This window comes from Pseudomonas sp. KK18, from assembly GCF_037094675.1.
Taxonomy (GTDB): domain Bacteria; phylum Pseudomonadota; class Gammaproteobacteria; order Pseudomonadales; family Pseudomonadaceae; genus Aquipseudomonas.
Window position 1 is genome coordinate 882001 of record NZ_CP146605.1, and the last position, 15570, is coordinate 897570.

Here is a 15570-nt window from a genome sequence, read left to right on the forward strand (position 1 = left end):
GCTGGAAGTAGCGACCAGCCGATGGGTAGTCAGGAGGTATCGGCAGCCCTGGCGAGAGCTGAAACGGTTTTTTCGTGAGGGCAGGATTTATGGAACGTGAGCGACGAGCGGTCGCACCGCCCTCATGCAGAGGGCGGTGCGAGGATCAGTGGACTTGGCGCATTCTTTTGCTGGTGGTGATGATGTCGATCAACGCTTCCCTGCTGCTGAAACGGCGGTCATCCAGGTTCCAGCGATTGACGAAGTGCCCCCTGGCATCCTGCTGCAACGCGGTGTGGACCAGTACGCCGTCGCGGTTTTTATGGACCATCTCCAACCCGTCGTCCAGGGTGCGCTGAAGCAGATAGTCGCCTTTGCGCCGCAGGCGTTGTTCGAGGCTGAGGGGTGGTGCGGGCGTGGCAGGTAGCGGCAATGGCGCACCGGCGACTTCGACGTTTTTCTTGAAGTCGTAGCGCACCAATGGCCATTGCTGCTCGCGCGGCAGCGCCTGGACGCTGGCGGGCTCACGCACAAAGCCGCTGGCCGACCCCGGCGGCACATCGTCCAGCAGCAGACTGATGCCGTTGTTGAGCTCGGCAATGCCCGGCACGCCGCGATGGGTATTGGCGTGCGTTTCGCCCACCAGTGCGACCCACTTGTGCGGCCCCTGTTGAAGCTGATCGGCGCGGATCACCTGGGTTGCAAAGTAGTTGAACATTGATGTCCTGGAGCCGGGCATGCCGTCCACCCGCAAGCTGGCGACACAGTCGAGTGCGCGGATCCGCACGTTATGCTTCATCGCCACCTGTACCAGGCTGACAAAACCGTAGGGGCTGTCGGCCGGTACGCCGTGGCCTTTGTCCAGTGCGTTGAGGTAGCTCCACAGCTCATCGGGCATAAAGCCCAGGCTGTGGACGATATCCAGGTCGGCCTGATGCAGCTCGGTGGTGAGTTGCTCCATGTACAGGGTTTTTACTTCGCGCTGGCCTTTCAGGTATTCCATGTGCCGGCTGAGGAAGCCTTTGCTCGACGTACCGGCGTGGGCTTCGCCGACTACCAGGCCATCGGCGGTGTCCAGCAGTTGATCGATAAATTTCGCCTCATCCAGGGCCGGGTCGACCGCAGGCAGTGCTCCCCGCGCAGGCGGTGTGTGTTCGGTAAAAAACGCCTGGGCCTGATCCTGAAGTTTTTTGCGGGTCTGGTCGAAGGTGGTTTGCGCCGCGCGACGGCTGCTGGCGGTCTCCCTGTAGGCGGTGGCGAAGAGCGCTTCACGCGTGCCTATCGGCAAGGTGATTTCCTCGCTGATCAGGCCCAGGTGTTCATGGGGCAGGTCAAAGGTGCTGAAGTGGCGCGGCGCCTCAACAGGCAGAGGGCGCGTTGGCCGTAGCGCGTGTGAGCGCTCCACCGAGGGGCCCGGGTGCGGCGCCGGTTGGCGTGCCGTGTGCAACGACAGCTTCAGGTCGCCCTTGGCCAGGGCATCGCCGGGAATGCCGCCGGCCACATCCGCGATGACTCGGGTGGGTTGGTCGAAGGCGTCGTCGACCCGCAGGGCAATGCTCTTTTGCAGGTCGGCCAGGCCCGGCGTGCCGCGATAGGTACTCATGCGTTTTTGATCAACCAATGCTATCCAGCGCTCGCCCGGTTTTTTCGCCTGGTCATCGTTGATGAGGGTGTGGGAGTAAAAGTTGGTCAGCCGGTTGGCGCGAATCGGTGCCGGGCGTGAATCAAACAGGCACAGGGTGTTTTCCAGGTCGTAGGAGCTTGAGGCGTTCAACGGCCGAACCTCAATCCCGTGCTGTTGCGCGGTGTTTACCAGCATCCAGTGGCCGTGCAACCCGTCGGGGTCGCGGTAATTTTCCTTGTCGATGGATTTGAGCTGGCCCTCGGCCCGTTTGGAGAGACCACTGGAAAACCGTGAATGGGTTTTCAAGTGATGAATGTCGCGCCACAGCGGCTCGATATAGAGAACCGTCACGTTCAGTTCGCGCAGGTACTGCATGTTTTCGATCAGCACCTGTTTAGCCGCGGTGGAAAACGGTGCCTCGCCTACCACCAGGTGGTGCGCGTCATCGATCAGCAGCTTAAGCAAATCACGCAGGGCAATGTCTGGCGCCGGGTTCAGGGTTTCGGCTCGGGGAACCACGGCGGGCAACCGTGCAAAAAACGCGTCGGCGTCATCCGTCAGGGCCCTGACATTGTCCAGGTGCTGTTTGAGTGCCGGGGCGAGTTGCCGACGCGAGATCCAGATGCTGTGGGTATTGAGGTCTCGATCCAGGTAGGCGATCTGCAGGAACAGCGCCGACCGGTCCTCGGGGGCGATGACGGCCGCTACGTCCCGGCGAAACTTTTCCGACAACTCATAGGGATGCCCGAGTCTTTCAGGGCCAGGCATGCCACCGATGACACCGGAGCGCTGCCACTGGCCGTCCACCGTCTGGTTCACCAGCTTGCCGGTGGAGCGCAATTGCCCGCTGGTGTTGTCGTAGCGAAACAACAGGAATCGCCCCAGGCTGTCCGGGGTGTGCGAGGCCCACAGGCTGTCGCCGGCAAACAGCACAGGCTGCATGCCCTGGGGCAATGGGGGCTGCGGTTGCAGTTGCTTGATCAAGGTCATGGCCTGTTGGTCCTTGGTCACCCGGGCAATATGGCGTAACGGCGGACGGGCGAGCTTGACGGGGGCGAACAGCAGGGGCCGCAGGTCGGTCAACAACGTCCCGCCGGCATTGAGCAGCGCACCCAGATAGTGTCCCAGCGCGGCGGCGGTGTCGTTGCGGCTGTAGGCATGCAGGGCGAGCATCGAATCCTTGAACACCAGCAAGCCGCCCAAGGCCAGGCTCAGTGCCGGGAAGGGCGCAGTCAGCACGGCAATGGTGATTTCGCCGATCACGCTGACCAGCTCCATGATCATCTGCAAGCGCCCGGTGGTGGTACTTTTGACTTCGTCGATACGGTGACGCAGCTTTTTGTCGTAGGTGTGGTAATGCAGGTTCTTCAGCGGCAGTGCGGTGCGAGGCACTTCGTCGAACACCGGCTTGGAATACACCCCCTTGAGCTGTGCCGGCAGGCCGGCCACCAACGCATGCAACCTCGGCTCGAACGCCGCGCGCTCAACGCTGGCGACCCGGCTGATGTAGTAGGTGTCCATGCCTTCAAGGTTTTTCAGGCGTTCGTTGAATTCCCGTTGCGGCCTGAAGGCGATGCCATCCGGTGCGTGCGGGGTGTAGAGCAGGGGCAGGTCGTTGGCGTGGTGGAACAGGTAGCAGCCATCGATCACTTGCCCGCTGATGTGCAGGGGATAGAGCCGATACTGATTGCGCACGGCATCGCTGTTATCGGCCAGGCTGTCGATGCTTTTTTCCAGCCAGGCCAGGTCGCCTGTTGCCAGGCAGCCTTGCAGGCAGCACTCAAGCGCGGCGACGTGCATGTGCAGTTGGGCAACCTCCAGGGCCATGTTGCGGCGCCATGCATAGTGGGGGCCTTGCGGGTCCAACAGGGTTTTCTCGACCTCGGCGACATAGCGGTCACCGATCCAGGTGCCTCTGACCGAGTTGCTCACCGTTTGCGCGGTGAGTCGACTCAGGTCGACGCCGGGCGGTCCCTTGAACTGCGCGGTGGTGCTGGCGTCGGGGTTGATAAAGCCCAGGCTGGCGTCGTAGCCATTGCGGTACAGCGTGGTGTAGCTGACGCGTTCGCGCGGGGTGATCACGCCCACGAGGTTTGGGTCTACCGCCGGGATCGGGTTGCCGAGCAGTTGGTTGAGGGCGGCTTTTGCCGCCTTGTGCAAGTAACTGTCGAAGTCGGGAAACTGTTGTGGGCTACCCGGGCTTGCGGCGTAGGCCTGTGCCGCGCCCAGTGCCTGTTCCTTGAGATCGGCGAGTTTCTGTCGGTCGGCTGCCGATGCCTGGCTCAGCCACTTGGGCATCTGATGCAGGTATTCATCGGCCTGCATGGCCAGCGTCGTGGTGCTCATTTCCACCAGGCAGGCCTCATAGGTGGAGGGCGCGCCGAAACTGATCATCAAATACTCAAGGCTGGCCGGGGTAAAACCCAGGGCGGAAAGCATCGCGCTGTATTTGGGTCGGATCCGGCTGACCAGTTGTTCAAGCAGGTAGTCTTTCATGCTGCGCGAATCGGGAGCGGACGCTATCTCCTGGCTCCAGCCGAGGATATGCGCCTGCAATTCCCGCTCGCTGCCAAAGGCCTGGAACTGTTCGGCGCGTGGCGCGTGAGGCGTGCACAGCAGCAAGCGTTTGACCGCGCCCGTTGCATCGGTCTGGCGCAGCACCCACAGGTCCTTGAGCGGAGCCTTGTGCAGGAACAGGCAGCAGGCAGTGAGTGTGGGCGAGGGGCCTTCACTCAGGGTCTGCAGCAGTGCGTAGTCATCTGCACTGATGTGTTTTTGCAACGACGCACTGTAGGCCAGCGCGTGCAGGCGGCTGTCGAGCATCTGCTGCATGGCTTCCTGTACGGCGGGCAAACTGTGGGCGCGCTTTTGTTCTTCGGCGAAGGTCAGGCTTGGTTGAACCTTGGCCAGCAGCTCGGCGAGGTAAGCCGGGGTGACGTCCTGGAACTCGGGCGGCAATGGCTGCTGGGCGTAGGTCAGTTGGGTGTGCTCGAGAAACTCGGAACCGGCGTGTTCATCGCCACGGTGCAAGCCACGTACCGCCAGTTGCACCAGGTTGTTGTGCTGGTTGTACGAGTTGCCTGACTTCAGGGTGCGCTCGGTGCTGATCTGCAGTTGCTCGGGGATCAGGCCCTGGATATCCAGGTCGTCGTCCAGGTGCTCAAGCAATTGCAGGCGCGCCATGGCCTCGGGCGAGGCCGCCGTGCCGAGCAGCGCCAGCACTTGCAGGCTGAGGTGTTCATAGGTGCGCAGGTGCTCGGCGAGGGTTTTGCGCTGGGCCTCATTGGCGCTGCGGTACCAGTCGGGAGCGGATTCGTGCAGCAGTTTTTCCAGTAACTGCTGCGCGCGCAGTTCCAGGCGCGAGGACAGGTCCCAAGGCGAGCAGCGCAGCGCCTGGTCCAGTTCGAGGGTCATTCTGGCGACGTCTGTCGGCGCGGGGTGGCCGTCCAGGCCAAGGGCAAACGCGATGTCCTGATGTTGTTTGTCCTGCAGGGCGTTGTAGGTGTGTTCGTTCAGCGGGAGGCTGTCGATAGGCTCTGGCACCAGCGGCCAGATACTTGCCGCGCGCAAGTGCTGGTAACGGCGCGGCAAGTGTTGCAGCAGTTCCTGGCGCCAGGCCGACTGCTTCATGCGCTCTTGCAGCGTGCGATCCAGGTGTTTGAGCGAGGTGAAAGCCTCCAGGCCTCGGGAAGGGGTGAACAGCAACACATCGCCGTCCTCGATCTCCAGGTGGGTGACCGGTGTCTGGCTGCGCGTGAGTATGAACACCCCGGCGAACTCGATGGTCTGCTGGCGGTAGCGAAACGTCAGGCGATGGATACCCGGGCGCAGCTCGGGACCGCTGACGATATTCGTCACCAGCAATTGGTCGGCAGGGCTGAGCAGGCGATCCTTGACCTTCAGCCTGGCCTCGGCCTCCAGCATTGGCTGATGGCTGTCGAGTATCCAGTTCTTGCGTAGATGGCCGTTGGGCCGCCGTTCGATTTCCAGGGCCGCCAGCTTCTTGTGCAATGCCTGGCTGATGCGCGTGCGGTTCAACCGGCCGGGCTCGCCCTGGATCACCCAGTCGCCGGGGACGGTGTAATGCACTTGTGCGTTCTGCAGGCTCCAGCGGCTTTCTTCTGCCAGGGCGGTGTGCAATGCCTGCACCTCCAGCAACTCGGTAGAAGACTGCGCTGCCGGTGCGTGGCCGTTGGGGAAAATCTGTAGACGATGACCGATTTGCAGCAGGTAGCCGTTCAGTTGTTCCGGGGTAAGTGGTGATGTGTTCGGGGGCTGGGCGGGCATGGCCGGTCCTCAGGGAGTCAATGGTCCCTGAGGGTGCGCAGTCTCGGCGTGTGGATGGCGGTAGTTAGTTACTCAAGGCCTCGACCACGGTCAGTATCAGGCGTGACGGGCAATCGGTACTCAGGTGTAGCGTGTTGCGCGCCACCCTGGGATGTTCTGCCTGGCCGGGTGCTTCGCCGCTGTTGGGGTTGACGTCAAAGCGCGGGAAGTTGCTGCTGGCGATATCCAGGCGCAACCGGTGGCCGCGCTGGAACAGATTGCAGGTGGCGAAGGGTTCGATCACCACCTTGACCCGCTCACCCGGGGTCAGCAGGATGGGGTGCTCCCAGGTGTTTCGGTAGCGGGCCCGCAGGATGCCGTCGGTGATGTTCATGGCGTAGCCGTCCGGGTAGACGTCGACCAGTTTGGCGGTGAAGTCGGTGTCGGGCGCATCGCTGTCGATCCATAGCTCTACGCGCAGCGGGCCTGCGACGATCAGGTCGTGGCTGAGTGGCTCGGTCTGGAAGCTTAAGACATCGCTGCGCTCGGCCAGGGGGCGCTGGTCGCCACGGGTACCGAAGAAGTCCGCCCGCTCGCGTTGGTCGAAAGCTCCGCCGACAAAAATCGGCGCGCCGGAGGTCAGGGCGCCACCGATGGTCGGCACCGGATCGGCCGGGTCGGCGCAGTAGCTGAGCTGGCCCTCGGTGGTCGGTGGTTCAGGTTGCAGTTGGCGTTGTGCGGTGAGGTGCAGGGTGAGTTGCCGGCTATCCGGTAGCGGCCATTGATGACTGTCGATCCAGTGCCCGCCATGTTGCAAGCGCCCCTGTTGATCGCGCTCACCGGTGCCACCGCCCATCAAGAACACCTTCACCGCCGCGGGTGCAGGTAGCGGCGAACCCTTGAGGGTGCGTTCAAACCAGTCCAGGCGGCAGCTCAACCAGTCTTTCGCCACCTGCCCGTCGAAGGCCGCTGGCGCACCAAATTGCGCATCGCCACTGTGAGTGATATTGCGATCACCATGCAGCCAGGGGCCCATGATCAACTGATGCTGCGCCGTACTGCCGGCGCAAAACGCCGCGTAGTTGGCGAGTGTCGAACTGACATAGGCGTCGTACCAACTGGACATGAACAGCACCGGGATATCCGGCAGATCGTGGTAATGCCCCTCGGCGTAGATGCCCGGCGCTTGCCAGTACGGGCCGAAGTCGCCCTGGGCCCACTGCTCCAGCAGATAGGCTTCGTACTCCGGCACATGCCGCAGGGGCGATTGCCCGGCGTGCCACGGCATGCGCTTGAACCACTGGTGGATGTCTTCCTGTTCGAGGGCTTCGAGGATCTTCGGATCCGCCAGTGCCGCCGGGCTTTCCTTGGCCTGGCGAAACGCCCAGGTGGCCTGCTTGAGCTCCAGCGCGCCGCCCTGGCGAATCCCGCATTGGTAGGCGTTGGCGAAGCCGCCGCTGTCCAGCACCATGCTGGCGAGGCCCGGCGGATGCAGGCAGGCCATCGCCAGTTGCGTGTGGGCGGCGTAGGACAGGCCCATGCTGCCAATCTTGCCGTTGCACCACGGCTGCTCGACGATCCAGGCCAGGGTGTCGCAACCGTCTTCGCCCTCGGCGGTGTATTTGGTGAACACGCCTTCGGAGGCGTAACGCCCGCGGCAATCCTGGAAGATCGCGACAAAGCCCTGGGCCGTGAACCGCGCGGCCATTTGCTCGCGGGAAATATGCTGGCCGTCGAGCTGGATTTCCGAGCGCGATGGTTTGCTCTTGTCGTACGGGGTGCGTTCGATCACCACCGGAAAAGGGCCTGGACCGTGGGGCAAGTAGATATCGGTGGCCAGGTGGATGCCGTCGCGCATGGCGATCATCTGGTTGTGCAACGTCTGCATGGGAAAAACACTCATGGGTTCAGTACCCGGTGCCTACGGCAATGGCCAACAACACCATCGCCAGCACCGCATAGATCAGAAACAGCGGCAGGATGTAGCGTGCCCACTGGCCCCAGCCGACGTTGGCGGTGGCCAGCAATACCAATAGGCCGCTGGAGGTCGGGGTGATCATGTTGGTCAGGCCGTTGCCCATCAAAAACGCGAACACCGTGGTTTGCGGGCTGACGCCGGAGAGCTGTCCCAGCGGCCCGAAGATCGGCATGGTCACCGCCGCCTGCCCCGAGGTGGACGGGATCAGTACATCCAGGCCCAGCTGTGCGAAGAACATGCCGTAGGCCGAGACCACCGGGCCATGATCGCCCACCAGGTTGGCGAGGTTGTTGACGATGGTGTCGAGCACCTGGCCGGTGCTGAGGATGATTTCCACGGCGGTCGCCAGGCCGATCAACACACCGGCGATCAGCACCTTTTTCATGCCGTCGACAAAGGCGCTGGCGGCGGTGCTGGCACCCAGGCCGGCGATTACGCTGAACGCCACGGTCAGCAGCAGGTAGAACGCCGACAGCTCGTGGTATTTCCACTCCCAGCGGTTCGAGGCGTATACCAGGAAACCAATGCCGGCCCCCAGCACGATCAGGTTCAGCAGGTGGCGCAGGGGCAGCGGTTTGCGTTCGAAGGTGATCTGCGCGCTGGCATCAAACCCGTGCTTGCGGATACTCCACAGTACGAACGCGATGCCCACCAGCAGGAACGTGCAGTAGGCCAGGACGCGCATGCTCAGGCCGCTGAAAATCGGCAGCCCCACCATCGGCTGTGCCACGGACAGCGCCACCGGGTTGGAGATGGAGGCCAGGTAGCCGATCTTCACCGAGATGGTCACGATGGCCAGGCCGATCAGGTTCGACAGCCCCAGGCGGTTGGCCATGGCCACCATCAACGGCACGATCAGGATGAATTCCTTGGCCAGGCCCATGAAGGTGCTGCCGGCGGAAAACACCAGCATCAGGCTGGGCACCAGCACGTAGATATTGCCCCGGGTCAGCCCCAGCAGGCGTTCAAGACCGGCATCAATCACACCGGCCTTGTTCAACACGCCGAACATCCCACCGATGAACAGCACCATGAAAATCAGCGCGGCGCGTTTTTCGATGCCTTGGGGAATGGCCATGAAGCCCTCGACCAACGATACCGGCCGAGCGACCATATCGCTGGCCTTGCGCGGTTCGAGGGAGAACAGTTGGCCCAGGGAGTCGTGCTTTTCCAGCACCTGATAGGAGCCCGGAACCACCAGGCCGTTCTGGCGCTGGAACTTGCCCGAGTTCACCGCGTAGGTGAAGGCGACAGCCAGCAGCACGATGCTCAACAGAATGATGGCCGGGTTGATCTGCTTGCGCTGCGCGGGTTTTTCCACCGGCGTTTCAGTGGGCGAGTGGGTACGGACGATCTGCGGTTCGGTCATGCTGGTTGCCCCGGTGTGCGCTGTTATTGTTGTGTCGGGTGACACTTGTGGAGCGGACACTAGGGCAAAGTTTTAACGGCGACAACGTTATGCGCGGGCTGGGTTGGGCTATGCGTTTTGTGCGGCCAGGCGGTGCTTGAGGTGCTCGGCAAACGCCGTCACCACCTTGGACCTGGGTTCATCCGCGCGAAACGCCAGGCCGAATGCATAGGGCAACGCGGGTCGAAACGGGCGGACCACAATCGGCAAATGCATGAAGTGGCTGGCCAGCAAACCATTGACGATCGACACCCCCAACCCCTCGGCGACAAAGCTGCACGCGGCGCCCACCGAGTGCACTTCCACCCGCACCTGTGGCGTCAGGTTGGCTGCGCGAAACACCTGGTTCAACTCCGCCCGCAGGGCCCGTTGCCGGCCCAGCATTACCAGCGGCACGTCCCGCAAGTGTTGCACTTCGATGCAGGCGTGGCGGGTCAGCGGATGGTCAGCGGGCATCACGCACACGCCTTCGGTTTCCAGCACCGGTTCAATCTCGAAGTCGGGAATCTCGGTAGGCAAGCGCACAAAACCGAGGTCGGCGGAGCGGTCGAGCACGGCCCGTTCGATCATGTCGTAGGAACCGGTCAGCAGCTCGACGACGATGTCTTCCCGGCCCTTGAGAAACTCGGCGACGATCCGCGGCAGCAGCTCCTGGGTCATGCTGGTGGGCACCCCGACCTTGATCAGGCTCTTGCGCGAACGGCCCACGCGCATCTCATCTGCCAGGCGCTGGATACGCTGCATGCCGTCGACCAGGCCGGCCACTTCGGCGAGCAGTTCTTCAGCCTCCGGGGTCGCCATCAAGCGGCCCTTTTTGCGCAGGAACAACGCGAAACCCAATGCCTCTTCCAGCTGGCTCAACAACCGGCTGACCGCGGATTGCGACAGGCCCATGCGGGTCGCCGCACCGATGGTCGAACCGGTGGACATGATCGCCTTGAAGGCTTCGAGCTGCTTGAGATTCACCGTGATTTTCCTGTGGTTTGAGGGCTTTGCGCATAGCCTGATGCGCTTCTCGCATAACGTTGCCGGGCGTTCGAGGAGCCGTTAGTGTCCGCCGCAATGCGACGCGCCGTCCAGCGTGTCGCAGGCAGCAACTGCCTATAAAAAACCACAATACGGCATTCGGGAGACGGTTATGCGTGAGCTTTTCACGAGGGGAGCAGTGGTGTGCACGGGCTTGCTGGCGAGCCTGTCACCGGCACTGATGGCCCAGGGTTTCTGGGAGGATTCCCACGGCAAATTGACCTTGCGCAATTACTATTTCAACGACGGTTACCGCGACGGCGGCGAGGACCGCAAGGAGTGGGCCCAGGGCTTTTTGCTCAACCTGCAATCGGGTTATACCGAAGGCACCGTGGGTTTCGGCCTGGATGCGCTGGGGCTGTCGGGGATCAGGCTCGACTCCAGCCGCGCCCATGCTGGCACCGGCTTATTGCCCGTGCACGACGCTGGCCGCGCGGCCAGCGAATTCTCAAGCCTGGGCGTGACCGCCAAGATGCGCATCGGCGAAGCCGTGGTGAAAACCGGCACGCTGCTGCCGAAGATTCCAGTGCTGGTGTACAACGATGGCCGGCTGTTGCCACAAACATTCCAGGGCACTCAAGTCGAGTACAGCGGCGTCCGTAACCTGTACGTGCACGCCGGGCATCTGGACAAGTTCAAGCTGCGAAACTCTACCGACAGCGTGGATATATATCCCCAGGGCTACAGCGGCAAAAAGGGCAGCGACTTTGATTTTGCCGGCGCTACCTACGCCTTCACGCCCAAGCTGAGCGGTACCTGGTACTACGGCGAAATGCGTGAATTCTATCGCCAGCAGTTCTTTGGCCTGGTGCATAAACAGCCAGTGGGTGCCGGCAGCCTCACCAGCGACTTGCGTTACTTCATCAGCAACGAAGCGGGCGAGGCACGCAATGGCAAGGTCGACAGCGACATGTTCAGCGGGTTGTTCACCTACCGGCTAGGGCCGCAGGCGCTGGGCGTGGGTTATCAGAAAGTCACCGGCGATACCGCGTTGCCCTACGCCAGCGTGTCGACCGTGTATTCCTTCAGCAACGCCGGCGTCGGCAAATTCATCCAGGCCGGTGAGCAAACCTGGATGCTGCGTTATGACTACGACTTTGCCGCCGTGCTGCCGGGCCTGACCTTCATGACCCGTTACTACAAGGGCCAGAACGGTGACTTCAAGGGCCGCGAAGCCCGCGAGTGGGAGTCGGACACCAACCTGCGCTACGTGATCCAGGACAGCACCTTCAAAGGCGTAGGCATCGAGTTGCGCAAGGCCACGTATCGCTCGACCTATGCGAGCGATCGTGACAACTACCGGGTCTACCTCACGTACGACCTGGCGCTGTGGTGACAGGCCCTACTGCTCGACGAAATAGTACGGCTGACGGTTGATCGCCATCTCCTTGACCACCGTCACCGGGACGTTCAGCCGGTCAGTATTGTCCACCAGGGCTACGTTGCCGGGCTTGGCGGCGAGGTAACTCTTGAGTTCCTCCGGCGTTTGCAGAATCGTCAAATAGGCCTGCATGTAGAACACCCCGGCGCCGGCGATTCGCTCGTTGGCCTGATACAGCACCACTTCCTTGCCCTGCGCCTGCATCGCCTGGATCTGGCTGATCACCGGCACAAACGACTGGCGCAAATCGGCCTTGGGCGCGAACCAAAAGGCGGCAATCAGGTAGCAGGCCACCACCACGGTAAAGAAGCCACCCAACAGGCCACGGCGATGTGCATAAACGTGTTCGGCAATGTTGGAAACCTGTCCGCGACTTTTCAGCCAGCCCAGCAGCACGCCGCCATACTCGGCGGCCAGCACTGCTGCGGCGGGCGTCAAGGCCATCAGATAAACCGTGCGCTTGCTGGAGGCAAACGTCAGCAGGGTGAACTGCGCCACCAGCCACACGCTGAAAAACAGCCGGTAGCGGTTGCGCACCAGGCTCTTGCGGAAGTGCCACAGCCCCAGGTACACCAGGATATTCCAGGGCAAAAAGGCTTCGGGCAGTTTGACGATGTAGTAATAGAACGGCTCGTAGTGACCGGCTTCGACAAACGAACCGCTGAAGCGCCCGACGCTGTTGGTCAGCAGCACTTCACGTACCCCCTGCAACCCGTCGCGCTGGTACAGGAAACCCAGCCAGATCATCAGCGGCACTAGCGCCAGCAGCGTGAACAGCCCTGGCTTGACCCAATCGCCGAGCTTGAAGCGTTTATCCATCAGGCTGGTGCTGGCCAGATAGACGAAGATCACCACGCCAGGCATGGCCAGGCCCAGAACCCCTTTGCTCAAGGTGGCGATCACCATCCCGAGGGTGAACAGTAACCAGGTGCCCAGGTTGGAACTGTCACGCTCCGACGCGGGCCGAGCGGCCTGATAGAACGCCAGCAGCGCCATGGTAACCCCGAGGGTGAGCAGCGAATCCTCACCGACGCCGCGCACATTGCTCCAGTAACTGGCCATGGTCGCCAGCATCAGGCCCGCGACAAACGCCAGCGTCTTGGGCCGGCCAAACTTGCGCAGCATTCCGTACAGCAGCATCACGCTGAACAGCCCGGCAAACGCCGACGCCAGGCGCACTGCCCAAGTGGTACCGCCAAACAGGCGAATCGCCCCGGCGTCGAGCCACAGGCTCAGCGGCGGTTTCTCCAGGAAGGGTTCACGGAACAATCGCGGCACCACCCAATCGTTATCCAGGTGCATGGCCATGGCGATCCCGGCCACACGGGCCTCGGTCGAGCCTTGCAACTCGTGATTGCCAAGGGCAAAGAAAAACAACAGCGCAGCGAGCAGGAGCAGCAGAGGAGCGGAACGCGTCATGGATTCTGGCTACCGGGGCAGGGGGCCGTTCGGGGGAACAGTCCGGGCGATCGGTGAGTATACGAGGGCGATTCTTAATAATTCGTGAATGAATGTGAGGTTTTTGTAGGGTCAGGATTGTTTCAGCAGTGGCCATTGGGTTAGCCAGCGTTTGGAGGTGATGCGTTGTTGGTAGATGGCGTGTTTTTCCTGGGTGAAGCGGGGCGTGGGTTTGAGTTGGAGATTGAACAGGTCTTCCAGGCCGAGAGGGGCTGAAACTTCGCATAGGTCTTCTGCGGTTCTTCTGACGGCTACTGCGGTGGCGGTCTCGGGCCAGAAGCGCATGGCATCGCTGGCGTTGCGATAGGGCGCGTCGCCGTTTCGCAGGTGCATGCGCGCCTGGTTTTTAACGGACCAGTCGATGGAAGGTTCTGCTGCATGTAACAGGGCTTCGAGGCGGCGGTCTTCGCTGGGGTTGGTGCAGGTGGCGTCGAACCACAGTACGTCGACGTCACCCGTCAGTGGCGATAGCGCGCGACCGTGCAGGTGATCCCACACGGCGTTACGTACAAAGCCGGCGCCGATCCAGCAGTCGGGGAGGGCGAGGGAGCGGACGATGTCCAGTAGGTGCCAGCGTTGGGCATCGCTGCTGATCAGGGTCTGGAGGGCTTTCTCGCTCAAAGGATAACGGCCTCTTTCACAACGATCCCCAGGTCATTGCTGACTTTCACCACCCTCACTTCATCGCGATAACCGATCCACGTGGGGCGGCAGATTTTAATCGTATTATTCAGCTCAGCATCGAAGACCGTGATTCCGCTGCAGCTTTTACTGCCGCCTGACGAATATTCGTAGTGAGCCGTATAGCTGCTGCGGGTGCCGCCCGAACATAAAATGGCCAACGAAAACAGCTTCACCGAGACCAGCGTGCATAGGATGAACATCCCGGCAAACGCCTTAAGCAGGGTCCATTTTTTTTCGAGCCGCAGCTGAGGTTTTCTTACCCGCCAGACAATCACGGACGCAGCCAGGGTCAGGACGAGAGATACGGATAAACAGGCTTTCTCCGCGACCGGTTTGAAGTGGATGGCCGGTGAGATGCTGAACTGCCATATAAACAGCACGGCCAACAGAAGCTGTACGCCCAGCACGACAGGTATCAGGTAGGCGTAGGAATTCTTGTTCACTGCGGCACACATCCTTATGTTCAAAAAAAGTGACGGATTTATTGTCGCAGAATAGCTCCGTCACCTTTTTCACTTCTGGCGCGTTGCGGCAGATTCGTTTTTTTAGTGTTAAGGCGATGTCCTGCCCGTTCCTTCCGAATCTACTGATGGCACAAGAATGTCCAGTGCGCGCGTCACCAGCAACTCACCGAGGACGCTCAATTGCTGGGTGGCCAGGAGTTTATGGCGAAAGGCACCATCGAACTCGAAAGCCAGGTCGGTAGTGAGCGCGTTCAGTGAGGCGAGGGTTTCGCAGGCCTGTACGAGCAGGGTTTCGGGGTCGATGTTTTGGGCAATACAGAAGATATCCGCGCCGGATTGGCTCGGGCATGGAGGATTGGGGCTGTGCTTTTTCATGACTGCAACTCCTTGATTGGTGGAGTCGCCAGACATCGCTGCTAAACGAAAAGGGTGGCGACTGTACGCGGGTTAGCAGACCAGGAATCAAGGAACCCAGCGCACTCGAAAGTGCCCCACGCACAGCCGCCATAACGCGGACTAGCGAACGCGGATGCTTCGCTTGAACGGATGGTGGCATTGCATGCCTTGATATTAACCGAGCTGCTAAACCCGGTCGCTGATTTTGCAGCGACGTTTCAAGGCTAGTCGTGTCGATTGATGAGCACCAGTTCACCATGGGCGCGATGTCTTGCGGGAAAAATCCGAAGGGCCATTCGGCGGTGTGTTTTCAGGAGGCCAGAAACGACAAAACCCGCACAAGGCGGGTTTTGGTGGTGCTTCGTATTTGGTGGGCCGGGGTAATCTGAATTGATTCTGTATCATATTGATTTTTATTGATTATTTTCGGTTAGATTTTCTATTGGAATACCTTATGGAATACCATTCGAGAATCTTCTGAAATTCCTGCCTTTACGTCGACCAAAGCTCAATTCCACAGCTGTACTTCGGATTTCGCCTTTGAGTGGAACCAACGGCTACTGATAGCGATTGCTGGCGCTTGGTTCATTCCTTCACTCGCTCTGGCGAGTCGGCGCGTGCCTTATTGCTGTCGCGTACGGCAAATGCGCTCGTGCTCCAACTCCTCAAGATGTCGCTCGTATTGAGCTGATGGTTCGCGAATTGGCTGTGCAGAATCAAAGTTTCGACACGGATTAAATTGCAGAGGGGCTGGAGGGGATTTGGTGTCTCTGTACAGTGGTCGCGGAGCACGCACCCGATAAGCCTATCGGATCTCTCAGATCAGGGATCCATTGATCGCGTCCGGCTTTACGACGGTCAAGGCTCAGGCTAAGGTGCTGGCATAAGGACATGATTTTCTAACAT

Annotated in this window: 9 protein-coding genes; 1 reads left to right on the plus strand and 8 read right to left on the minus strand. The window is 61.0% G+C overall.

Annotation, left to right across the window (positions count from 1 at the left end; all coding sequences use genetic code 11):
- Positions 1–145: 145 nt before the first annotated feature.
- The 4 genes from V6607_RS03815 to V6607_RS03830 form a co-directional block, all read right to left on the minus strand.
- Positions 146–5890: a membrane-targeted effector domain-containing toxin gene (locus V6607_RS03815; RefSeq protein ID WP_338743203.1), complete on the minus strand. Its 5745-nt coding sequence runs from the start codon at positions 5888–5890 to the stop codon at positions 146–148.
- A gap of 64 nt (positions 5891–5954) precedes the next feature.
- Positions 5955–7757, minus strand: a complete 1803-nt coding sequence (locus V6607_RS03820; RefSeq protein ID WP_134327628.1) for a CocE/NonD family hydrolase — start codon at positions 7755–7757, stop codon at positions 5955–5957.
- A gap of 19 nt (positions 7758–7776) precedes the next feature.
- Positions 7777–9216 carry an AbgT family transporter gene (locus V6607_RS03825; RefSeq protein WP_134325695.1) on the minus strand — a complete coding sequence of 480 codons (1440 nt, stop codon included), beginning with the start codon at positions 9214–9216 and terminating at the stop codon, positions 7777–7779.
- Between the two features lie 108 nt (positions 9217–9324).
- Positions 9325–10221 carry a LysR family transcriptional regulator gene (locus tag V6607_RS03830; protein ID WP_003212270.1) on the minus strand — a complete coding sequence of 299 codons (897 nt, stop codon included), beginning with the start codon at positions 10219–10221 and terminating at the stop codon, positions 9325–9327.
- A 241-nt stretch (positions 10222–10462) separates the two neighbouring features.
- Here V6607_RS03830 and V6607_RS03835 point away from each other — a divergent pair, with 241 nt between their 5' ends.
- A complete protein-coding gene (locus V6607_RS03835) occupies positions 10463–11617 on the plus strand; it encodes an OprD family porin (RefSeq protein WP_256662428.1) in 1155 nt (384 codons plus the stop codon).
- 6 nt (positions 11618–11623) lie between these two features.
- Here the strand turns inward: V6607_RS03835 and V6607_RS03840 are convergent, their stop codons facing one another.
- The 4 genes from V6607_RS03840 to V6607_RS03855 all read right to left on the minus strand — a co-directional run bounded on the left by V6607_RS03840 (position 11624) and on the right by V6607_RS03855 (position 14643).
- A complete protein-coding gene (locus V6607_RS03840) occupies positions 11624–13081 on the minus strand; it encodes a glycosyltransferase family 39 protein (RefSeq protein ID WP_134325696.1) in 1458 nt (485 codons plus the stop codon).
- Positions 13082–13192: 111 nt separating this feature from the next.
- On the minus strand, positions 13193–13741 hold the full coding sequence (locus tag V6607_RS03845) for a nucleotidyltransferase family protein (RefSeq protein ID WP_134325697.1): 549 nt from the start codon (positions 13739–13741) through the stop codon (positions 13193–13195).
- On the minus strand, positions 13738–14247 hold the full coding sequence (locus V6607_RS03850; RefSeq protein WP_134325698.1) for a hypothetical protein: 510 nt from the start codon (positions 14245–14247) through the stop codon (positions 13738–13740). Before V6607_RS03850 ends, V6607_RS03845 begins: the two co-directional genes overlap by 4 nt.
- Before the next feature lie 108 nt (positions 14248–14355).
- Complete coding sequence (locus V6607_RS03855) at positions 14356–14643, minus strand: DUF6124 family protein (protein WP_134325699.1); 288 nt, start codon at positions 14641–14643, stop codon at positions 14356–14358.
- Positions 14644–15570: the final 927 nt, after the last annotated feature.

Bases quoted from the DNA above. Each gene is read 5' to 3' on its own strand.
- V6607_RS03815 (WP_338743203.1), bottom strand. From the start codon at position 5,890: ATGCCCGCCCAGCCCCCGAACACATCACCACTTACCCCGGAACAACTG.
- V6607_RS03820 (WP_134327628.1), bottom strand. From the start codon at position 7,757: ATGCAGACGTTGCACAACCAGATGATCGCCATGCGCGACGGCATCCAC.
- V6607_RS03825 (WP_134325695.1), bottom strand. From the start codon at position 9,216: ATGACCGAACCGCAGATCGTCCGTACCCACTCGCCCACTGAAACGCCG.
- V6607_RS03835 (WP_256662428.1), top strand. From the start codon at position 10,463: ATGGCCCAGGGTTTCTGGGAGGATTCCCACGGCAAATTGACCTTGCGC.
- V6607_RS03840 (WP_134325696.1), bottom strand. From the start codon at position 13,081: ATGACGCGTTCCGCTCCTCTGCTGCTCCTGCTCGCTGCGCTGTTGTTT.
- V6607_RS03855 (WP_134325699.1), bottom strand. From the start codon at position 14,643: ATGAAAAAGCACAGCCCCAATCCTCCATGCCCGAGCCAATCCGGCGCG.